This window comes from Bacteroides ilei, from assembly GCF_900128495.1.
Taxonomy (GTDB): Bacteria; Bacteroidota; Bacteroidia; order Bacteroidales; family Bacteroidaceae; genus Phocaeicola; species Phocaeicola ilei.
Genome location: NZ_LT635801.1, coordinates 1,337,963 through 1,351,741, shown reverse-complemented (window position 1 = coordinate 1,351,741; position 13,779 = coordinate 1,337,963). Strand labels below are relative to the sequence as shown.

The 13,779-nt window shown below is 47.1% G+C and carries 16 protein-coding genes; 14 read left to right on the top strand and 2 right to left on the bottom strand.

Annotation, left to right across the window (positions count from 1 at the left end; genetic code table 11):
• Positions 1-24: 24 nt before the first annotated feature.
• The 9 genes from BQ7489_RS05835 to BQ7489_RS05785 all read left to right on the top strand — a co-directional run bounded on the left by BQ7489_RS05835 (position 25) and on the right by BQ7489_RS05785 (position 9,888).
• Positions 25-921, top strand: coding sequence for an SH3 domain-containing protein (locus BQ7489_RS05835; protein WP_004294421.1), 897 nt, complete (start codon positions 25-27; stop codon positions 919-921).
• Positions 922-934: 13 nt separating this feature from the next.
• Positions 935-2,239: a hypothetical protein gene (locus BQ7489_RS05830; RefSeq protein ID WP_004294422.1), complete on the top strand. Its 1,305-nt coding sequence runs from the start codon at positions 935-937 to the stop codon at positions 2,237-2,239.
• A gap of 6 nt (positions 2,240-2,245) precedes the next feature.
• Positions 2,246-4,000, top strand: a complete 1,755-nt coding sequence (locus tag BQ7489_RS05825) for a hypothetical protein (protein ID WP_004294423.1) — start codon at positions 2,246-2,248, stop codon at positions 3,998-4,000.
• 374 nt (positions 4,001-4,374) lie between these two features.
• The gene (locus BQ7489_RS05820) at positions 4,375-5,130 is read left to right on the top strand and encodes a ParA family protein (RefSeq protein WP_004294424.1); all 756 of its coding nucleotides are present in this window, start codon (positions 4,375-4,377) and stop codon (positions 5,128-5,130) included.
• 6 nt (positions 5,131-5,136) lie between these two features.
• Positions 5,137-5,391, top strand: a complete 255-nt coding sequence (locus BQ7489_RS05815; protein WP_004294425.1) for a hypothetical protein — start codon at positions 5,137-5,139, stop codon at positions 5,389-5,391.
• Positions 5,392-5,853: 462 nt separating this feature from the next.
• Entirely contained in the window at positions 5,854-6,117 is a 264-nt protein-coding gene (locus BQ7489_RS05805; RefSeq protein ID WP_007219653.1) for a hypothetical protein, read from the top strand.
• Positions 6,118-6,156: 39 nt separating this feature from the next.
• Entirely contained in the window at positions 6,157-7,902 is a 1,746-nt protein-coding gene (locus BQ7489_RS05800) for a ParB/RepB/Spo0J family partition protein (protein WP_004294427.1), read from the top strand.
• A 530-nt stretch (positions 7,903-8,432) separates the two neighbouring features.
• Positions 8,433-8,948, top strand: a complete 516-nt coding sequence (locus BQ7489_RS05790; RefSeq protein WP_004294429.1) for a DUF4313 domain-containing protein — start codon at positions 8,433-8,435, stop codon at positions 8,946-8,948.
• 463 nt (positions 8,949-9,411) lie between these two features.
• Positions 9,412-9,888 carry a hypothetical protein gene (locus BQ7489_RS05785; protein ID WP_004294430.1) on the top strand — a complete coding sequence of 159 codons (477 nt, stop codon included), beginning with the start codon at positions 9,412-9,414 and terminating at the stop codon, positions 9,886-9,888.
• A gap of 64 nt (positions 9,889-9,952) precedes the next feature.
• On the opposite strand, the gene BQ7489_RS05780 is transcribed toward BQ7489_RS05785, so the two are convergent.
• Both BQ7489_RS05780 and BQ7489_RS05775 read right to left on the bottom strand, forming a co-directional pair.
• Positions 9,953-11,251 (bottom strand): type II toxin-antitoxin system HipA family toxin, encoded by a 1,299-nt coding sequence (locus BQ7489_RS05780; RefSeq protein WP_072530314.1) that lies wholly within the window; start codon positions 11,249-11,251, stop codon positions 9,953-9,955.
• On the bottom strand, positions 11,248-11,562 hold the full coding sequence (locus tag BQ7489_RS05775; protein ID WP_004294432.1) for a helix-turn-helix domain-containing protein: 315 nt from the start codon (positions 11,560-11,562) through the stop codon (positions 11,248-11,250). Before BQ7489_RS05775 ends, BQ7489_RS05780 begins: the two co-directional genes overlap by 4 nt.
• Positions 11,563-11,932: 370 nt before the next feature.
• Here BQ7489_RS05775 and BQ7489_RS05765 point away from each other — a divergent pair, with 370 nt between their 5' ends.
• The 5 genes from BQ7489_RS05765 to BQ7489_RS05740 all read left to right on the top strand — a co-directional run bounded on the left by BQ7489_RS05765 (position 11,933) and on the right by BQ7489_RS05740 (position 13,563).
• Positions 11,933-12,130, top strand: coding sequence for a hypothetical protein (locus tag BQ7489_RS05765; RefSeq protein WP_004294434.1), 198 nt, complete (start codon positions 11,933-11,935; stop codon positions 12,128-12,130).
• Positions 12,112-12,414: a hypothetical protein gene (locus BQ7489_RS05760; RefSeq protein ID WP_004294435.1), complete on the top strand. Its 303-nt coding sequence runs from the start codon at positions 12,112-12,114 to the stop codon at positions 12,412-12,414. Before BQ7489_RS05765 ends, BQ7489_RS05760 begins: the two co-directional genes overlap by 19 nt.
• A 10-nt stretch (positions 12,415-12,424) precedes the next feature.
• Entirely contained in the window at positions 12,425-12,697 is a 273-nt protein-coding gene (locus BQ7489_RS05755) for a hypothetical protein (protein ID WP_004294436.1), read from the top strand.
• A 34-nt stretch (positions 12,698-12,731) separates the two neighbouring features.
• The gene (locus BQ7489_RS05750) at positions 12,732-13,109 is read left to right on the top strand and encodes a hypothetical protein (protein ID WP_004294437.1); all 378 of its coding nucleotides are present in this window, start codon (positions 12,732-12,734) and stop codon (positions 13,107-13,109) included.
• Between the two features lie 241 nt (positions 13,110-13,350).
• A complete protein-coding gene (locus tag BQ7489_RS05740; RefSeq protein WP_004294438.1) occupies positions 13,351-13,563 on the top strand; it encodes a hypothetical protein in 213 nt (70 codons plus the stop codon).
• Positions 13,564-13,779 lie beyond the last annotated feature (216 nt).

Here is a 13,779-nt window from a genome sequence, read left to right as displayed (position 1 = left end):
TTAACCATATAAAGCAACAGCATAATGAAAAAATTGATATGCCTAAGTTTGATAAGCCTTGTTTGTGGCTTCTTGAGTGTACACGCGTCTATACAAGCAGATGACACAAAACCCTTTGTGGGCAAATGGGAATATTGGAAAGGCAACAGCCAGATTCAGTTGGAAATAGACCTGTACAACACACCGACAGATGGCAGTTACGGTGCTTACAATGTGTTTGAAGGAGGCTATGGGCTTGCCTATAGTATTGTAGACGTCTATCACATTGATAATACAGAGGCTTCGGTTGCCGTAGAAAGCAGTATGGGAAAACAAAAAGCGGAGTTCAAGTACAATCCCACCACGAAGGAACTGTCCTTCTTGCCACCCGGTTCAGAGCCGGTAGTGTTTAAGCAGAAAGATAAATGTAACTATGTATTCATCAGTGGAGGAGATAAAATCAATGTCCGTTCCACCCCTGTATCGGGTAGTCCTTTAATGAAAGCCAACCGTGGACAAAGTTTCAGATTCTTGGGGAAAGAAAAGGGATGGTTCAAGGTAGAGCTTTCTGCCCAAGACAAACGTATCGGATATATTTCTCCGGAGTATGCTTTTTACTTGAAAGATAATACCATCCCAGAATCAGCCTTTACAAAAAGTTATGCCAACGGCTTAATATCTTTCACACTGGAAAAGAAAGGAGAACAAGTTTTTATGGTCAAAACGACCATGTATCCTCCACAAGGTGAAAGCATTCCTATGTCAAGCGTGGAGTCGTATGCCGGAAAAATAGAGGGTAACGCACTGGTCTTTACCTATTTTAGTGGAATGCCCACGCAGGACATCAATGAAATGTCGAAAGTAGAGCCTTATGTGGTGTATTACTGGAAAGAGTCGGGAATGTTTATCATGGAGGGCGAGAATTATGCAGCAGATATGTAAAAAGAGCAGCATCATGAAAAGAATGGTTTACCTTGTCGCTTGCCTGCCTTTTTGGCTGACATCGTGTGAAGAGAAAGTCACCGCCTTGCATTTCAACGAGGCGGAACAGGTATTTGAAATCGGAAAAGAGAGTGAACTGCGTTTCCTGAACGAAACGTTCGAAATCAAGGATAAAAACATGGAAGCACAAACGCTGCTCACCGATGCAGGCAGGGAGATTCCAGCAGATGAAGTGCGGATTAAACTGGTGAAGGACATCGAAATCAGCGGTGAATGGACACCGATTAAATTCCCGGTTAGGGAGTTCGACGGCAACGGACATACCATTACCTTCGACGGAATACGGGTGGTCATTGAAGAGAGTTCCAAAGGAGTATTTGATGTCGGTCTGTTTGAAGAAATGGGTGGTGAAAAAGAAGCTGTGGTCAAGGATCTGACATTGGCAGGTGACATGACCATCGACGCTCAAAAGAGAGAAGACGGTTATAGCCTGCTTGCCGGTTCTCTGGCGGGAAAGTTCAAGAATGGGTGTATCAAGAATTGTACCAGCAAGGTGGATATCTCATTCGCTGACAATAAGGGTATCTGTACACTCTGTCTGGGTGGACTTGTCGGAGACCTGGATAGCTACGGCTCCGAAGTGGAAGTGGCTTTGCGTGGCAAGGTAATCAATGAGGGCAACCTCACCGTTAATCCGTGCAGTGATGCCTACATAGGTGGAGTCATCGGGAGGGCCACCAATTATGGTAAAATCTTTATCAAAGAGAATGTCTGCGTCGAGAATAAAGGCGATTTGACCGTGCAGTGGAAGGCCGATGCCCAACCTGATCATAGCTACATCGGTGGTGTTGTCGGACTTTTCAAAACCAATGAAACTGATATAGAGCATCTCCATAATTGGGGAAACATCCGCTTGGACACACAGAATACATCTGCTACATTTAATATCGGAGGGGTATGTGGCGAACTGACACCTCACAACTACGAACGAATCTATCCGTTGGATCTGTACAATGCAGGCAACATCGAAATCAAGCATGACCTGCTGGCTGAATTTTCCGCCATCGGAGGAGTAATCGGCAGTTTCGGAGGTTCCTCTTTCCATCAGGTGGTGAATGAAGGCAAAATCATTGTGTCGGGAAAAGGATGCAAATACATCTCCGGATTGCTGGGTTCGGAAAGTTCGATACACGGGAACTGTTATCTGTATTCGTGCTGTGTAGATAAGGTCGGAGCTTATCCCGTCTGGAATATCTCTTATCATCCTGTCACCAAGCAGGTCCCCTGCAAGGAAAATCATCCAACAAATCAAAAATAACGGAACATGAAAGCATTACAGACCATACAAGCTGTCGGTCTTTCTTGCTTGCTGTCGATAGGAGCAGCAAGCTGTGGCAGTGAAGAAAGCAACCAGCCTTATACACCGCTTCAGGTGTATTTTGATCCGGTAAGAGTGGATATGAATGCGGAACATCTGATGCCTTATTTCGTAAACTATCCTACGGATTGGGCAAAGATGGGATTGCGCAACTATCCGAAGCTGGTCACCTACGAATACCACAATGCACAATGGGGTGTGACAAGCACCTCGCAATACGAGTTCTTGCCTAACGGCCGTTTGTCCGAACAGCGGCGCACTTCTTTCAATGTGGGTGCAACCGGATTTGATGTCATTTCGTATGAATATAACGGCAATTCCAATCTGACCCAAATCAAATCGGTAGATGACGGACGTTACAAACGCCGGAAAAAAGATGACGGCTTCACATACGACAGTGCAGGTCGGTTGATACGTCGCGACAAGAACGGGCGGGGACATTATGACACAACCACTTTTCTGTATGCCTATCACGGTAATGGGGTATTGCAATCCATCCTGCCCGAAAAAAAGAATGGCACGGTCAATGAATCGGGCGTGACGCTTCATGAGATGCAGTTTGACTCGCTCGCTCACTTGAAGTCTTTTGAAACACCGAAGACCACGAACATGTTCTTGAAAGACATCGACAGTTACAAGACAGGACAATCGGTGACAACCTATGTCTATACAGGCCATCTGTGCACACAAGCCGTAGAGAAGATTCCCGTTGAATTTGACGGGGGGAACGAAACACTGACTTGTACCAGCAGCTTTGCGTATAACTCACACGGAGACTTGGCTACTTGGACGTATAGCGGAGGTGTATATAAAAGTAAAGGCAACAACTGGCGGGTGGATGACATGACGTTTACCGTCTCCTACGATTATGTATATGATGAAAAAGGAAACTGGACACAAGCTACCGTTACATTCCCGGCTAACATCGATGAGATACCTGCATTGCGTACCTACTATAAGGCTTTCAGAGACGGATTTACATCGAATCGGGATCGTTCTTCTGCTGTCAAAGCGGGTGAGGCTCCCAGCCTGACAGTTGTCCGCAGCATTGATTACTGGGACGATGAAACGATTGCTTCCATGAAAGCTGCAAAAGAAAACGGTCAACCTGCCCTAATGGGTAGTTTACGCTACAAAGGAACGGATATTTATGGGTTGTCCGGTAAAGTCAAGTCGGTAAACGGCAATGAGGAATCACTCAAATTTGACCAGGCGGGCAATCTGATTGCCATGCAGAACAAGTTCGGAGACGAAGCGGCCTATCAATATGCCACAGCTACTTCCTATAAAGTGGAGGGATGGGGAGATTATGTGGTGAACATCGAATCAAAAGATGGTATGCGGACGGATATTTGTCCAGATGCTGATACCAACACGGAACTTGACCAGACCTATATGTTTGATAAGCGCAATCGTATCATCAGTCATCAGTTTACTTCGCACATGGCATACGTCACTTGGAAATACAGCTATGAAGGTGACAGCAAATACCCGGCCACGATGATACAGGAGCACCCGGAAGAAGGTAACACCACTTATCGCTATACCTATACCAAGTTCGACAAGCACAAGAATTGGATAGAGCGGAAGGTAAGCTACACCACCGAATACGATAAGTATGATGACAATGGGAACTATGTCGGCGATGAATATACTGCTCCAGAAGAATATACAGAGAAACGAACCATCGAGTATTGGTAAATTTGTAAAATATCTATTGATTTACTTTCTGACCCTTTCTCATTTGAAATTTGCTGATAAATAAACCAAGCCTTATTAGACAAGAGAATCTATTGCTACAATAATTGCTATGGATTCTCTTGTTTTTTTGTACTCATCTGTAAAGTGTACTCGAAGGATTTTTTCTGAAGAATACACTTAATTCTTGCATTTAAAAAGTACTGTAGTACAGAGCAAATCTGCCTTACTGTATAGCATATACTATATTTAGTATAATAGTAAATACTATAATACTAATATACTAAAATGATATATTGTAGTAAATTAGTATATACTAAATTTAGTAATTACTAAAAATAGTATTATCTTTGTATTGAATTTAAAGGCAATATGTTATGACAAAAATAATTGCGGTTCTAAACCATAAAGGCGGGGTCGGAAAGACGACCACCACCATCAATCTGGCTGCGGCCTTGCAGCAAAAGAAAAAGCGCGTGCTGGCTATCGACATGGATGGTCAGGCAAATCTCACGGAATCCTTCGGCCTCTCCATTGAGGAGGAACAGACCGTGTACGGGGCGATGAAAGGCAAATACCCCTTGCCGTTAGTTGAAACGGCAGGAGGTGTTACCGTCGTACCGTCTTGTCTCGATCTCTCGGCTGCCGAGGCCGAACTCATCAACGAGCCGGGACGGGAACTGATATTGAGCGGGCTGATAGCCAAATCGCTCGATCACCGGAAATTCGATTATATCCTTATCGACTGTCCGCCCTCGCTGGGATTGCTGACACTGAACGCCCTTACTGCGGCAGACTACCTGATTATCCCGGTACAGGCACAGTTCCTCGCTATGCGCGGCATGGCCAAGATCATGAACGTGATTACCACCGTCCAGGAACGCTTGAACCCGAAACTCGCCATTGGCGGTATCGTCATTACGCAGTTTGACAAACGTAAGACGCTGAACAAGAGCGTGGCCGAACTCGTCAAGGATTCATTCTGCGACAAGGTGTTCAAGACCGTTATACGGGACAATGTATCTTTGGCCGAAGCGCCTATAAAGGGCAAGAACATCTTCGAGTATAGCAAGAACAGCAACGGAGCTAAGGACTACATGGCTCTGGCACAAGAGGTACTGAAATTAAAATAACCCGATATGAGCAAGAGCGATTTACTGAAAGACAGCATGAAGGGCGGACTGGACGGGTTGCTGTCGCCCACGAAAAAATCTACCGGCGGGAAGCAGCCGGTAGCAGCCCCCACGGAAAAAGAAACGGCGGTCCATTGCAACTTTATCATCAACAAGAGCATCCATAACCGCATGAAATTCCTCGCCATCAAGAAGAACATGTCGCTGAAAGACATCGTGAACGAGGCGATGAAAGAGTACCTGGAAAAGAACGAACAGTAAAAAGATCATGGCTGCAGCGTCTCCCCACCAAGGAGACGGCAGCCATGCGTCCTTTTCTACCCGCCCGCTGTTTCCATAGGGCGCATTCCTCCTTTATAGTCTTACCGCCTATTCTTTTTTACCTGCCTGCAAGCGCAGGCATGCTGCCCGTTTTATTCCCTTTCTAACCCTAACAGGCATATTCCTTTTCTACCGATTCCTTTACCGCTTTCCCGGTCTCATTCTCTGCCGTCACCGTTGTGTTTTATCAGATGCAAAGGTCTGCTGTCGCGCTTGATACGGCGGCTTGAAGTGCATTTCCTGCAAATTCTTCCTTTCTGCGAAAGAGTAATTGGCAGGAAAAGCCGTCGTATGAAGCTGTACCGACAGCCGTGTACCGCATCCGTAAAACCTCAAGCGGTTCAGGCAGAGAAAGGAACCGAAAAGAGGGAAAGAAAAAAACAACTTAAAATTGACAGCGATATGGATAAAATCAAATTGGTAGTTTACAACGAGTACGCACTGGGTTATATCATGCCCGAACAACCCGACAAAGTTTGCACGTTGGCAGACAGGGTAACGCTTGGCGCACCGTCTCGGACAATGCTCGAACCCTATTTCATCGGGAAAAACGATACCGTCAGACTGGCAAGCAGGAAAGACTTCGACACGTTCCGGCTATCGTTCGAGGGGTACGACAATCCGCAGATGTACGAGTATGACACCGATAAAAACGGCATTAATTAATCAAACAATCAATTAATAACAATTTAAAATTTATGAATTATGGAAACAGCAAACATTCAATCTGTAGCAGAGAAAAACATCGTATCGGTAGCACTGGCAAACATTCAGCCGAGCAGTTATAACCCACGCAAGTACTTTGACGAGGTGAGCCTTGCCGAACTGGCCGAGAGCATTCGTCAGCAGGGAGTATTGCAACCTATCGGAGTGCGCCCCATTGATGAAAGCGGAAAGTTTGAGATTGTTTTCGGAGAACGCAGGTATCGTGCTTCCCTTTTGGCAGGATTGGAAGAAATTTCGGCTATCTTGCTGAACGTTTCGGACGAGACCGCCGCCGAAATGGCCGTAACGGAGAACCTGCAACGCAAGGACGTTACCCCCATAGAAGAAGCCAACGCTTACCAAAAACTTATAGAGAGTGGTCGCTATGATGTGCAGTCGTTGGCCGTGCAGTTCGGCAAGAACGAGAACTATATCCGTACCCGTTTGAAATTCGTCTCACTGATACCCGAAATAGCCGAACTTCTGGAAAAGGACGAAATCACAATCAGCGTGGCGAGCGAAATTTGCCGGTACGGTACGGATATTCAGAAAGAGGTGTACGACAAGCATTTGAAAGCCGATTCTTACAACAGTTGGCGAGGACTGAAAGCCGCCGAGGTAGCAAAGTTTATCGAACAGGATTTCACGACAGACCTTAGCCGTTACGCATTCGATAAGACCCTGTGCGCCTCATGCCCCCACAATACCAACAACATGATGTTGTTCTGCGAGGGTGGTTGCGGAAATTGCGCCAACCGGAGTTGTCTGGCCGAAATGAACGCCTCCTATCTCGTGGAGAAAGCCTTGCAGTTTGTGGAACAATACCCCTCCGTATCGTTGGGCTACCAAGATTTCAACAATAATGTGGTTGCAGTGGAACGCCTTACCGCTATGGGGTACGAGGTTGAGCATTTAAATACCTATGCCACGGCATACCCCGAAACGCCCGTAGCTCCCGAAAAGGAAGAATACGACACTATCGAGGAATACGAACAGGCATACAAGGAGTACGAGCAGGATTTCAGCAACTATATGGAAAAATGCAGGTCAATCCATGAACGAATCGACACGGGCGAACTTACGTTTTATATCTGCATCGGGCAGAAAGAAATTACACTGCGCTATAAGGCAAGTGCCACCGTCAATGCAAACGAAGCAACCGAAAAAACGCTCTCCCCGATGGAGAAACTGGAGAAGCAGGACGAGCGTAACAAGGAAATAGCCCGTGAGAAAACGGTAGAAGATACCAAGAAACAGATTTTGGATGTCGATATGTCCGAAAGCAAATTCACGCAGGACGAAGAAAAGATGATATATTTCTTCCTGCTGTCGTCTCTCCGCAAGGAACACTTCGAGATATTCGGTATCGAAGAGAAAGAAGTCTATCAACATCTTACGGACGAAGAAAAGATGGACATCATCGCCAACCTCACAGCCAAGCAGAAAGCCGTTATCCGTAGGGATTTCTTGATAGAGAGCTTCAAAGGCGCATACGGTAGTAACGCTGCCGCCACCCTCTTGCTCGATTTTGCCCGTAAGCACATGCCCGACACGCTCGCCGGAATTGAAAGTGAATACAATGAGGTGTATGAGAAACGCCATAAACGTATCGAGGAACGCAAAGCCGTGCTGTTGGTAAAGGAACAGCAGGAGAAGCAGACAGAAGCCGCCGAGACCGAAGAAACACAAGTCACGGCAGAAGCGCAACCCGAAGCACTGCCACAGCCTGAAGAAACGGCAGCTTGACCATAATTCAGAAGCAGGGCGGAGAAATCCGTTCTGCTGATTTGCATATTACCTACAAAAGGAGGTAACGATAACTGTGAGGACTGCATACGTGACATCGGTACGGCAATGCCCGAAGCCGGGCTGTGCCATGCAGTGCAGCCCGGCTGTCTTTTTTAGCACCTGCCACCGGCAGATCTCCCTTTTTACCCCTTCGTTTTCCTTTTGTATGGAAATCCCTTCGCCGACGGCTCTGCCCGTCGGGACATGCTTTTTCCGGTGCAAAGGTATTGCCTTGGAGGAACATTCAAGTACCGCTACGCTATTTGAACACAATTTTTCAGCAGCTTTCCCGATTTTCAATCGTCCATATTTCGCGGACGCTCAATACCGCAACTATAAAATTCTGTCCAAATTCCTTGCCTGTTTCTCCCTGAAAGGCAATCTTTGATGCACGTAAAAATCAAATCCCGACGGGAGAAGCCTGAAGGCTTCCGAAAGAAGGGAAAAAATAAAAACGATGTTTAATCAATTAATAGCGAAAAAAGTTTATGGAAATTCAATTTACAATCGTTCGTTCGGAAAACAAAGAGTATTTGTGTTACAAAGCAGGTGAAGCGTATGTAGATGCCAGTAACCCTATGATAGCCTTTGCCACAGGCGAAGATGAATTTGAAATCGTAGAGCCGGACAGTTCTTTCAGGCAGAAAGAATACGAGTTCAGAGGCGAACAGTATTACCTCGTACCAGAGTTTTACCGCAATGGTTGGTTAGCTCTCACCTTGGTAATGGTGGAAGATGAAGACGAATATATCGTGCTTTCCGTTAATTTGGAGGAAATGGACGCACTCGGTCTGCCGGACCGTACATTTATCGACGTCAATCATTACCCCGAAGCAATGGAGTTCTTGGTGAAAAACGGACTGGCAACCGATTCCGAGTATAAGCGCAGGAGCGGCTTCGTGGAATACCCTATGGCTATGTTGAACCTGCCGCTTCTTTATCAGCATAACCCGCAAATTTTTCAAAAAGCGAACATCGAGCCATTCGGAGAAGAATGTTTTTGAAAAAGGATTGTTCCACGAATAGAAAAGCATCGGGTTCCGAAATTTGAATGTACAAAATGGCGTACCGATAACACAGTCGGTGCGCTATCTCCTTTGTCTTTATCGCCCGTTTTCGTCCTTTTATAGTCAGCCTCCCAAATACCCCCCCCCACCACCCGTTTCCTCTTATAACTGCATTCTTTCCCTTTTATAGCGGCACGAGCCGCCTGTTTCTCCCGTCCGGCTTTCCCGTCCCTCACCGCACGGGTTTTATCCGATGCGAAAGTCGAACATCGCGCTTGATTCGCCGGCTTGAAGTGCACTTCTTGCAAATTCTTCCTTCCCAAGCGAAGCGTAATTGGCAAGAAGAGCCGTCGTATGAAGCTGTACCGATGACCGTGTACTGCATCAGTAAAACCCCGAAGCGGTTCCGAAGGAAAGGGATCGAAAAAAGGGAAATAAATAATCAATAACTTACAAGACAATGGGAAAATACGATTTTATCAAGACCGGGAATCTGCTTTACTGGCATGACCCGGACAACGGTTTGTCCGACGGGGCTTACCGAGTGATTTCTGCACCGGAAAACATGGAAGACGACAGCATTATTCTGATTTCATCCGGTACTTCGGAAGCGGAGGTTTTGCCTTCGGAATTATTGCCGATAAGCACGGGCAGAAGTCACAAAGAGGATTTTTTGCGCTGGAAAGCGGAACGTGAAGCCGAAGGCATGGAGTTTTACAATCGCCTTTCCGAAGTCATGGAAACGGAGGACGATTTGGCCGTAGGCGACATGGTAGCATTTACAAACGATTATGGAGTAGTATTCGGCCCCAAAGAGGTGTTGGCTTTCAGGAAGCCTTGGAACGGTGGCAGATGCGTGTATCTTGACAGCGACGCCTATTGGTTTCCCGACCGTCCCGACCAGTTGACCCTCCTAAGCAAGAAAGGGGCGGAATGACAATGACAAACCCACCTGCCACAAAAGCGGGTGGGTTCATTTTCCCTGCATGAAATCTCATGTTCTATTTTAATCGGCCCGTCCGGTTGTCGCTCACGCATTCCACTCGTGCGGTGATTTCCTTTTCTATCGTCTTTATCCATTCCTCTCCGACACCGGCCTCCCGGCCGTATTCCGGGTAACGCGAGACGATACCTATGGCCTTTTCTATGAACGGCTCTGCGGCCTTTATACCGTACCGGCGGGCTACTTCCATCAAATCCTCTGCTGCAATGCCCTCCGTTTTGTTGTTGACCGTCATGCTGTGGCGGTTTACATAATACGGCGCGTCCGGATCGACCGAGAACGTGTAGTCGTAGGCTGGAGCAACGTGCCAACCCCCGTCATTGCCCATCAGGAAGCTGAAATTCTTGTTATGGTCATCGACGTTCCCGCCCAGCACGTTCAGCACCATCGAGCGGAACAGTTGCCGGAGTTCCCCCGGCGGCACGCCGATACGGCAAGCTACCTCGAACAGTGCTTCGTAAGAATCCGCCGAGGGGTTCATGGCAGCCAATGTCTGGATATGCACCTTCTTGCCGTTCCGGCGGTCGAAACGCTCGGTCAGGAAGTGCGCTGTCTGCTCGCCTTCCAGCAGGCGGCTTGGCATCATCTGAAGCCCGGCATCCACGGCCATCAGGTAATAGCTGTATTCTATCCGTGTCGTCGGCATCTTCTGGTGTTCGTCGAACTTGACGATCATCGGCGTGTAGCCCGGATAAGGGGTCGCCACCTGTCCGGAGTAACATTGTCCCTCCTCGAAATTGACGTTGACCACCGCCTTGGGTCGTCGCCCTCCTGCGGACGTGCCCACCTTGAACAGGCTTTCGACCATCAGGTTGCCCGATACCGGGACGTTGAACCGTCCGGCTTCTTCGAAAGCCTGCCGGGCCAGTTGGTAGAGGTCGGCGATTTTGACCTTGAACGGTGTCTCCAGTTCCTCGGCAGTGGGCGGGACGAATTCCAATGCCCCCATGCCACTCCGTCCGATATAGGCAAGACGGTCGAGGGCGGACAAGTCCCTCATACGGATATGATGCACTTTGGCCCATTCGTTGAATACGGTGTTTCCCCAATGGTCGGGCAGTGAATCGGCTATGAACGACGGCAGGCCGCCGAAAAGCCGCTCTTCATCGGGATAGACCGGCAGGCCGCGCTGTGCGGCAACCCCTTTTACCGGCGCACGGAGCGGGGCGATGTCATAGCCGTCGCGGACATAATCGCTGTCGAAGTAGAAACAGGCTTTGCTGCGGTGTCCTTCCCGATTGGCGACAAGCGTGCCGACCTTTTTATCCCATAGGATTACATCGAGACTTTCTATCATTTCTTACCCCTCCTTACTCGTTTAGGTATCAGTTTCTCGATTTCCCGAAGCGCCATCGGCGGCATGGGAAGTTCCGGCAGAATCTCTGCGAGCCGCTCTTCCTGACCGAGCGCACGCAGCAGGGAGATGAAATTGGCCAAGGTCAGGTTACGGCTGACCCCTTGTTCAAAATGGCTGATTGTCGTCTGGCTCACGCCCGACTGTTCGGCCAGTTCCTTTTGGCTCATGCGGGCTGCCAGACGGTACTCCTTGACCCGCGACGCCAGAAGTGTCAGCATATCACTGTTTGTAGTATAGTTCGTTGCTTCCATAATATCAATATATCACTATTTATATACAAATATACGAACAATTATCCATATATAGATATATAATTTCTCTTTTTTAGCTTCCAGTCGTCCTTTTCTATTGCTTTCAGGTTTCCGTATTCTCTTCCGTCTGGCTTTCCTGTCCGTCACCGCATCGGTTTTTATCGGTGCAAATATGGGCTGTCGCGCCTGATTCCGTCGTTTTGAATTGCATTTCTTGCAAATTCTTCCTTCTGCGAAGCGTAATTGGCAAGAAAAAACGTCGGAAAGGGCTTTTTCGCCAGCCCCGGAAAGCACCATAAAACCCGAAGCGGCTCCGGTAACAAGGAAGCCGAGCAGAGGGAAAGAAAAACAAACGTTAAAAATTCAACAAATGAAGACATTAGAAGAATTATTGCAAGAACTGGGGTGTGAAGGTAACGCATTCGACAGCACCGGAGAATTTACAAAAGCGGGAGAAAAGGCGTATGACCGCTTGGAGCATTTGCTGTATGACATAGAAAGTCTTACAGGAAAAGAGGTGACACCCATAATTAGGGAACTTGACAGAATATGCAACGAGAACTATTAAAATTCAAGAATATGGACATTAAAGAAAGCAAAGAGTACCGCCTCGCCAAAGATTGGGAAATGGCGGTAAACAGTTTCAGTTTCAACCCCGAATGGTTCGCAGCGGCAATCCCCGACATGCACCCCACGCTTCAGCAAAGCCTCTACCGCCTGATTAAGGCGTGTATCAAGGTCATGGCGGACGACAACCGGCGTTATGACGAACGGAACCAAGCCTCGCACGAGGAAGCGAAGCGCATCATGGAATACCTCAATGAACACGGACGTAATATACCATTAAGATAAGGAGGATAATATGAGAACAAATGAAATTCAATTTGGCGGCAAGAGCTATGTATGCCGTATTGTGGAAGCCAACGATGGCGAAGAATTGCTGATTGCCCCGACCACCCTGCTGGATGCCCTGCAGCCCTGCAGTTTCGATGACGAAAACGAAGGTTTCGCCAGCAAAGAAGCTGAAAGTATCTACGACGAGGTTTTCTACTTCACCGACGAGAAAAGCATTCAGCTTCCCGAAAACGAACTGATTGCCGAACTCAAAGAGAGTAACCCCGACTGGTTCGAGTAAAAATCTTGGAACGATAATTTATAAACTTAGAGTTATGGAAAAAGAATATGTAATGCAGGTTGCACAGATCATTAAGGAACAGTTAGTAACATTAACCCCCATGACCGTCCTCATGTCGTGGAGTATCGAAGAATTTGCCGCCACCCTGTACAGGGAGTTGCCGGCACTCCGCATCAAGGTAAATGGACGACTGCACGCGGGATATGTCATCGTCGTGCTCAATGGCTCGGATTATTACGAGGTTTATCTTGTGAAGGGAATGGACGTGGAATGTGTGAACAGCGAGGTTTGTTTCGACGAACTGGGCGGTGTCATCGACCGGGCTATCGAAAGCGGTACGGACAAAGCCGAGTACGATAAATTCTGCGAACAGGAGCGACAGAATTTATATGTAACTGTTGTCACTGTCTGATTCCTCTTTTTGGGGGATGAAAGCCGTGCCTTGTCGGAAAACGAACAGGGTACGGCTTTTCTGTGCATGATACGATGGAAATGGATAAAAATCTGCCGTTCGTAAATGATTTCGGTCGTTCGTAAAACGGATTGTCTGTGGCTGCCTGTTCCCCTTATATTTGCGGTGCAGGTTCACAAAATAATAACGGGCGGAATCCGAAAAGCCCTTCAAAGAGTAGGAAATTAATCATATTTACATTATGACACATGAAATTAATATCAATGGAACGACAGATAAAAAGGCTGTGAGAATAGCATATGGCTATATTCAAAGAGACTATGGCTGTACTAATCTTAGTTTATCACCGAATCAATCAGGAGGATTAACGATGTCCGTCGATTCTAATTCGGCAAGAGAAGATATTGTAAATGCACTAAATGAACATTTGCCCAGCGGAGCTTATGCCGGTTGACAACAGTCCCTTATTTTCGTGATCTTCTATTTTATGTGACACAAAATTTGTCGTTCGTAAGCGATTTCGGTCGTTCGTAAAACAAACTTCACACTGGGATAGAGGTACTGTACTTTTATGATGTGAACCTGCAAACAGTTTTATATGAATTAAGTACATATCGATTTTTATTGATGTGTACTTAATTTGTATTTAAGAGAAATAGCTGTAAATACC

Coding starts and splice junctions, on each gene's coding strand:
- BQ7489_RS05835 (WP_004294421.1), top strand. CDS start 25: ATGAAAAAATTGATATGCCTAAGTTTGATAAGCCTTGTTTGTGGCTTC.
- BQ7489_RS05830 (WP_004294422.1), top strand. CDS start 935: ATGAAAAGAATGGTTTACCTTGTCGCTTGCCTGCCTTTTTGGCTGACA.
- BQ7489_RS05825 (WP_004294423.1), top strand. CDS start 2,246: ATGAAAGCATTACAGACCATACAAGCTGTCGGTCTTTCTTGCTTGCTG.
- BQ7489_RS05820 (WP_004294424.1), top strand. CDS start 4,375: ATGACAAAAATAATTGCGGTTCTAAACCATAAAGGCGGGGTCGGAAAG.
- BQ7489_RS05815 (WP_004294425.1), top strand. CDS start 5,137: ATGAGCAAGAGCGATTTACTGAAAGACAGCATGAAGGGCGGACTGGAC.
- BQ7489_RS05805 (WP_007219653.1), top strand. CDS start 5,854: ATGGATAAAATCAAATTGGTAGTTTACAACGAGTACGCACTGGGTTAT.
- BQ7489_RS05800 (WP_004294427.1), top strand. CDS start 6,157: ATGGAAACAGCAAACATTCAATCTGTAGCAGAGAAAAACATCGTATCG.
- BQ7489_RS05790 (WP_004294429.1), top strand. CDS start 8,433: ATGGAAATTCAATTTACAATCGTTCGTTCGGAAAACAAAGAGTATTTG.
- BQ7489_RS05785 (WP_004294430.1), top strand. CDS start 9,412: ATGGGAAAATACGATTTTATCAAGACCGGGAATCTGCTTTACTGGCAT.
- BQ7489_RS05780 (WP_072530314.1), bottom strand. CDS start 11,251: ATGATAGAAAGTCTCGATGTAATCCTATGGGATAAAAAGGTCGGCACG.
- BQ7489_RS05775 (WP_004294432.1), bottom strand. CDS start 11,562: ATGGAAGCAACGAACTATACTACAAACAGTGATATGCTGACACTTCTG.
- BQ7489_RS05765 (WP_004294434.1), top strand. CDS start 11,933: ATGAAGACATTAGAAGAATTATTGCAAGAACTGGGGTGTGAAGGTAAC.
- BQ7489_RS05760 (WP_004294435.1), top strand. CDS start 12,112: ATGCAACGAGAACTATTAAAATTCAAGAATATGGACATTAAAGAAAGC.
- BQ7489_RS05755 (WP_004294436.1), top strand. CDS start 12,425: ATGAGAACAAATGAAATTCAATTTGGCGGCAAGAGCTATGTATGCCGT.
- BQ7489_RS05750 (WP_004294437.1), top strand. CDS start 12,732: ATGGAAAAAGAATATGTAATGCAGGTTGCACAGATCATTAAGGAACAG.
- BQ7489_RS05740 (WP_004294438.1), top strand. CDS start 13,351: ATGACACATGAAATTAATATCAATGGAACGACAGATAAAAAGGCTGTG.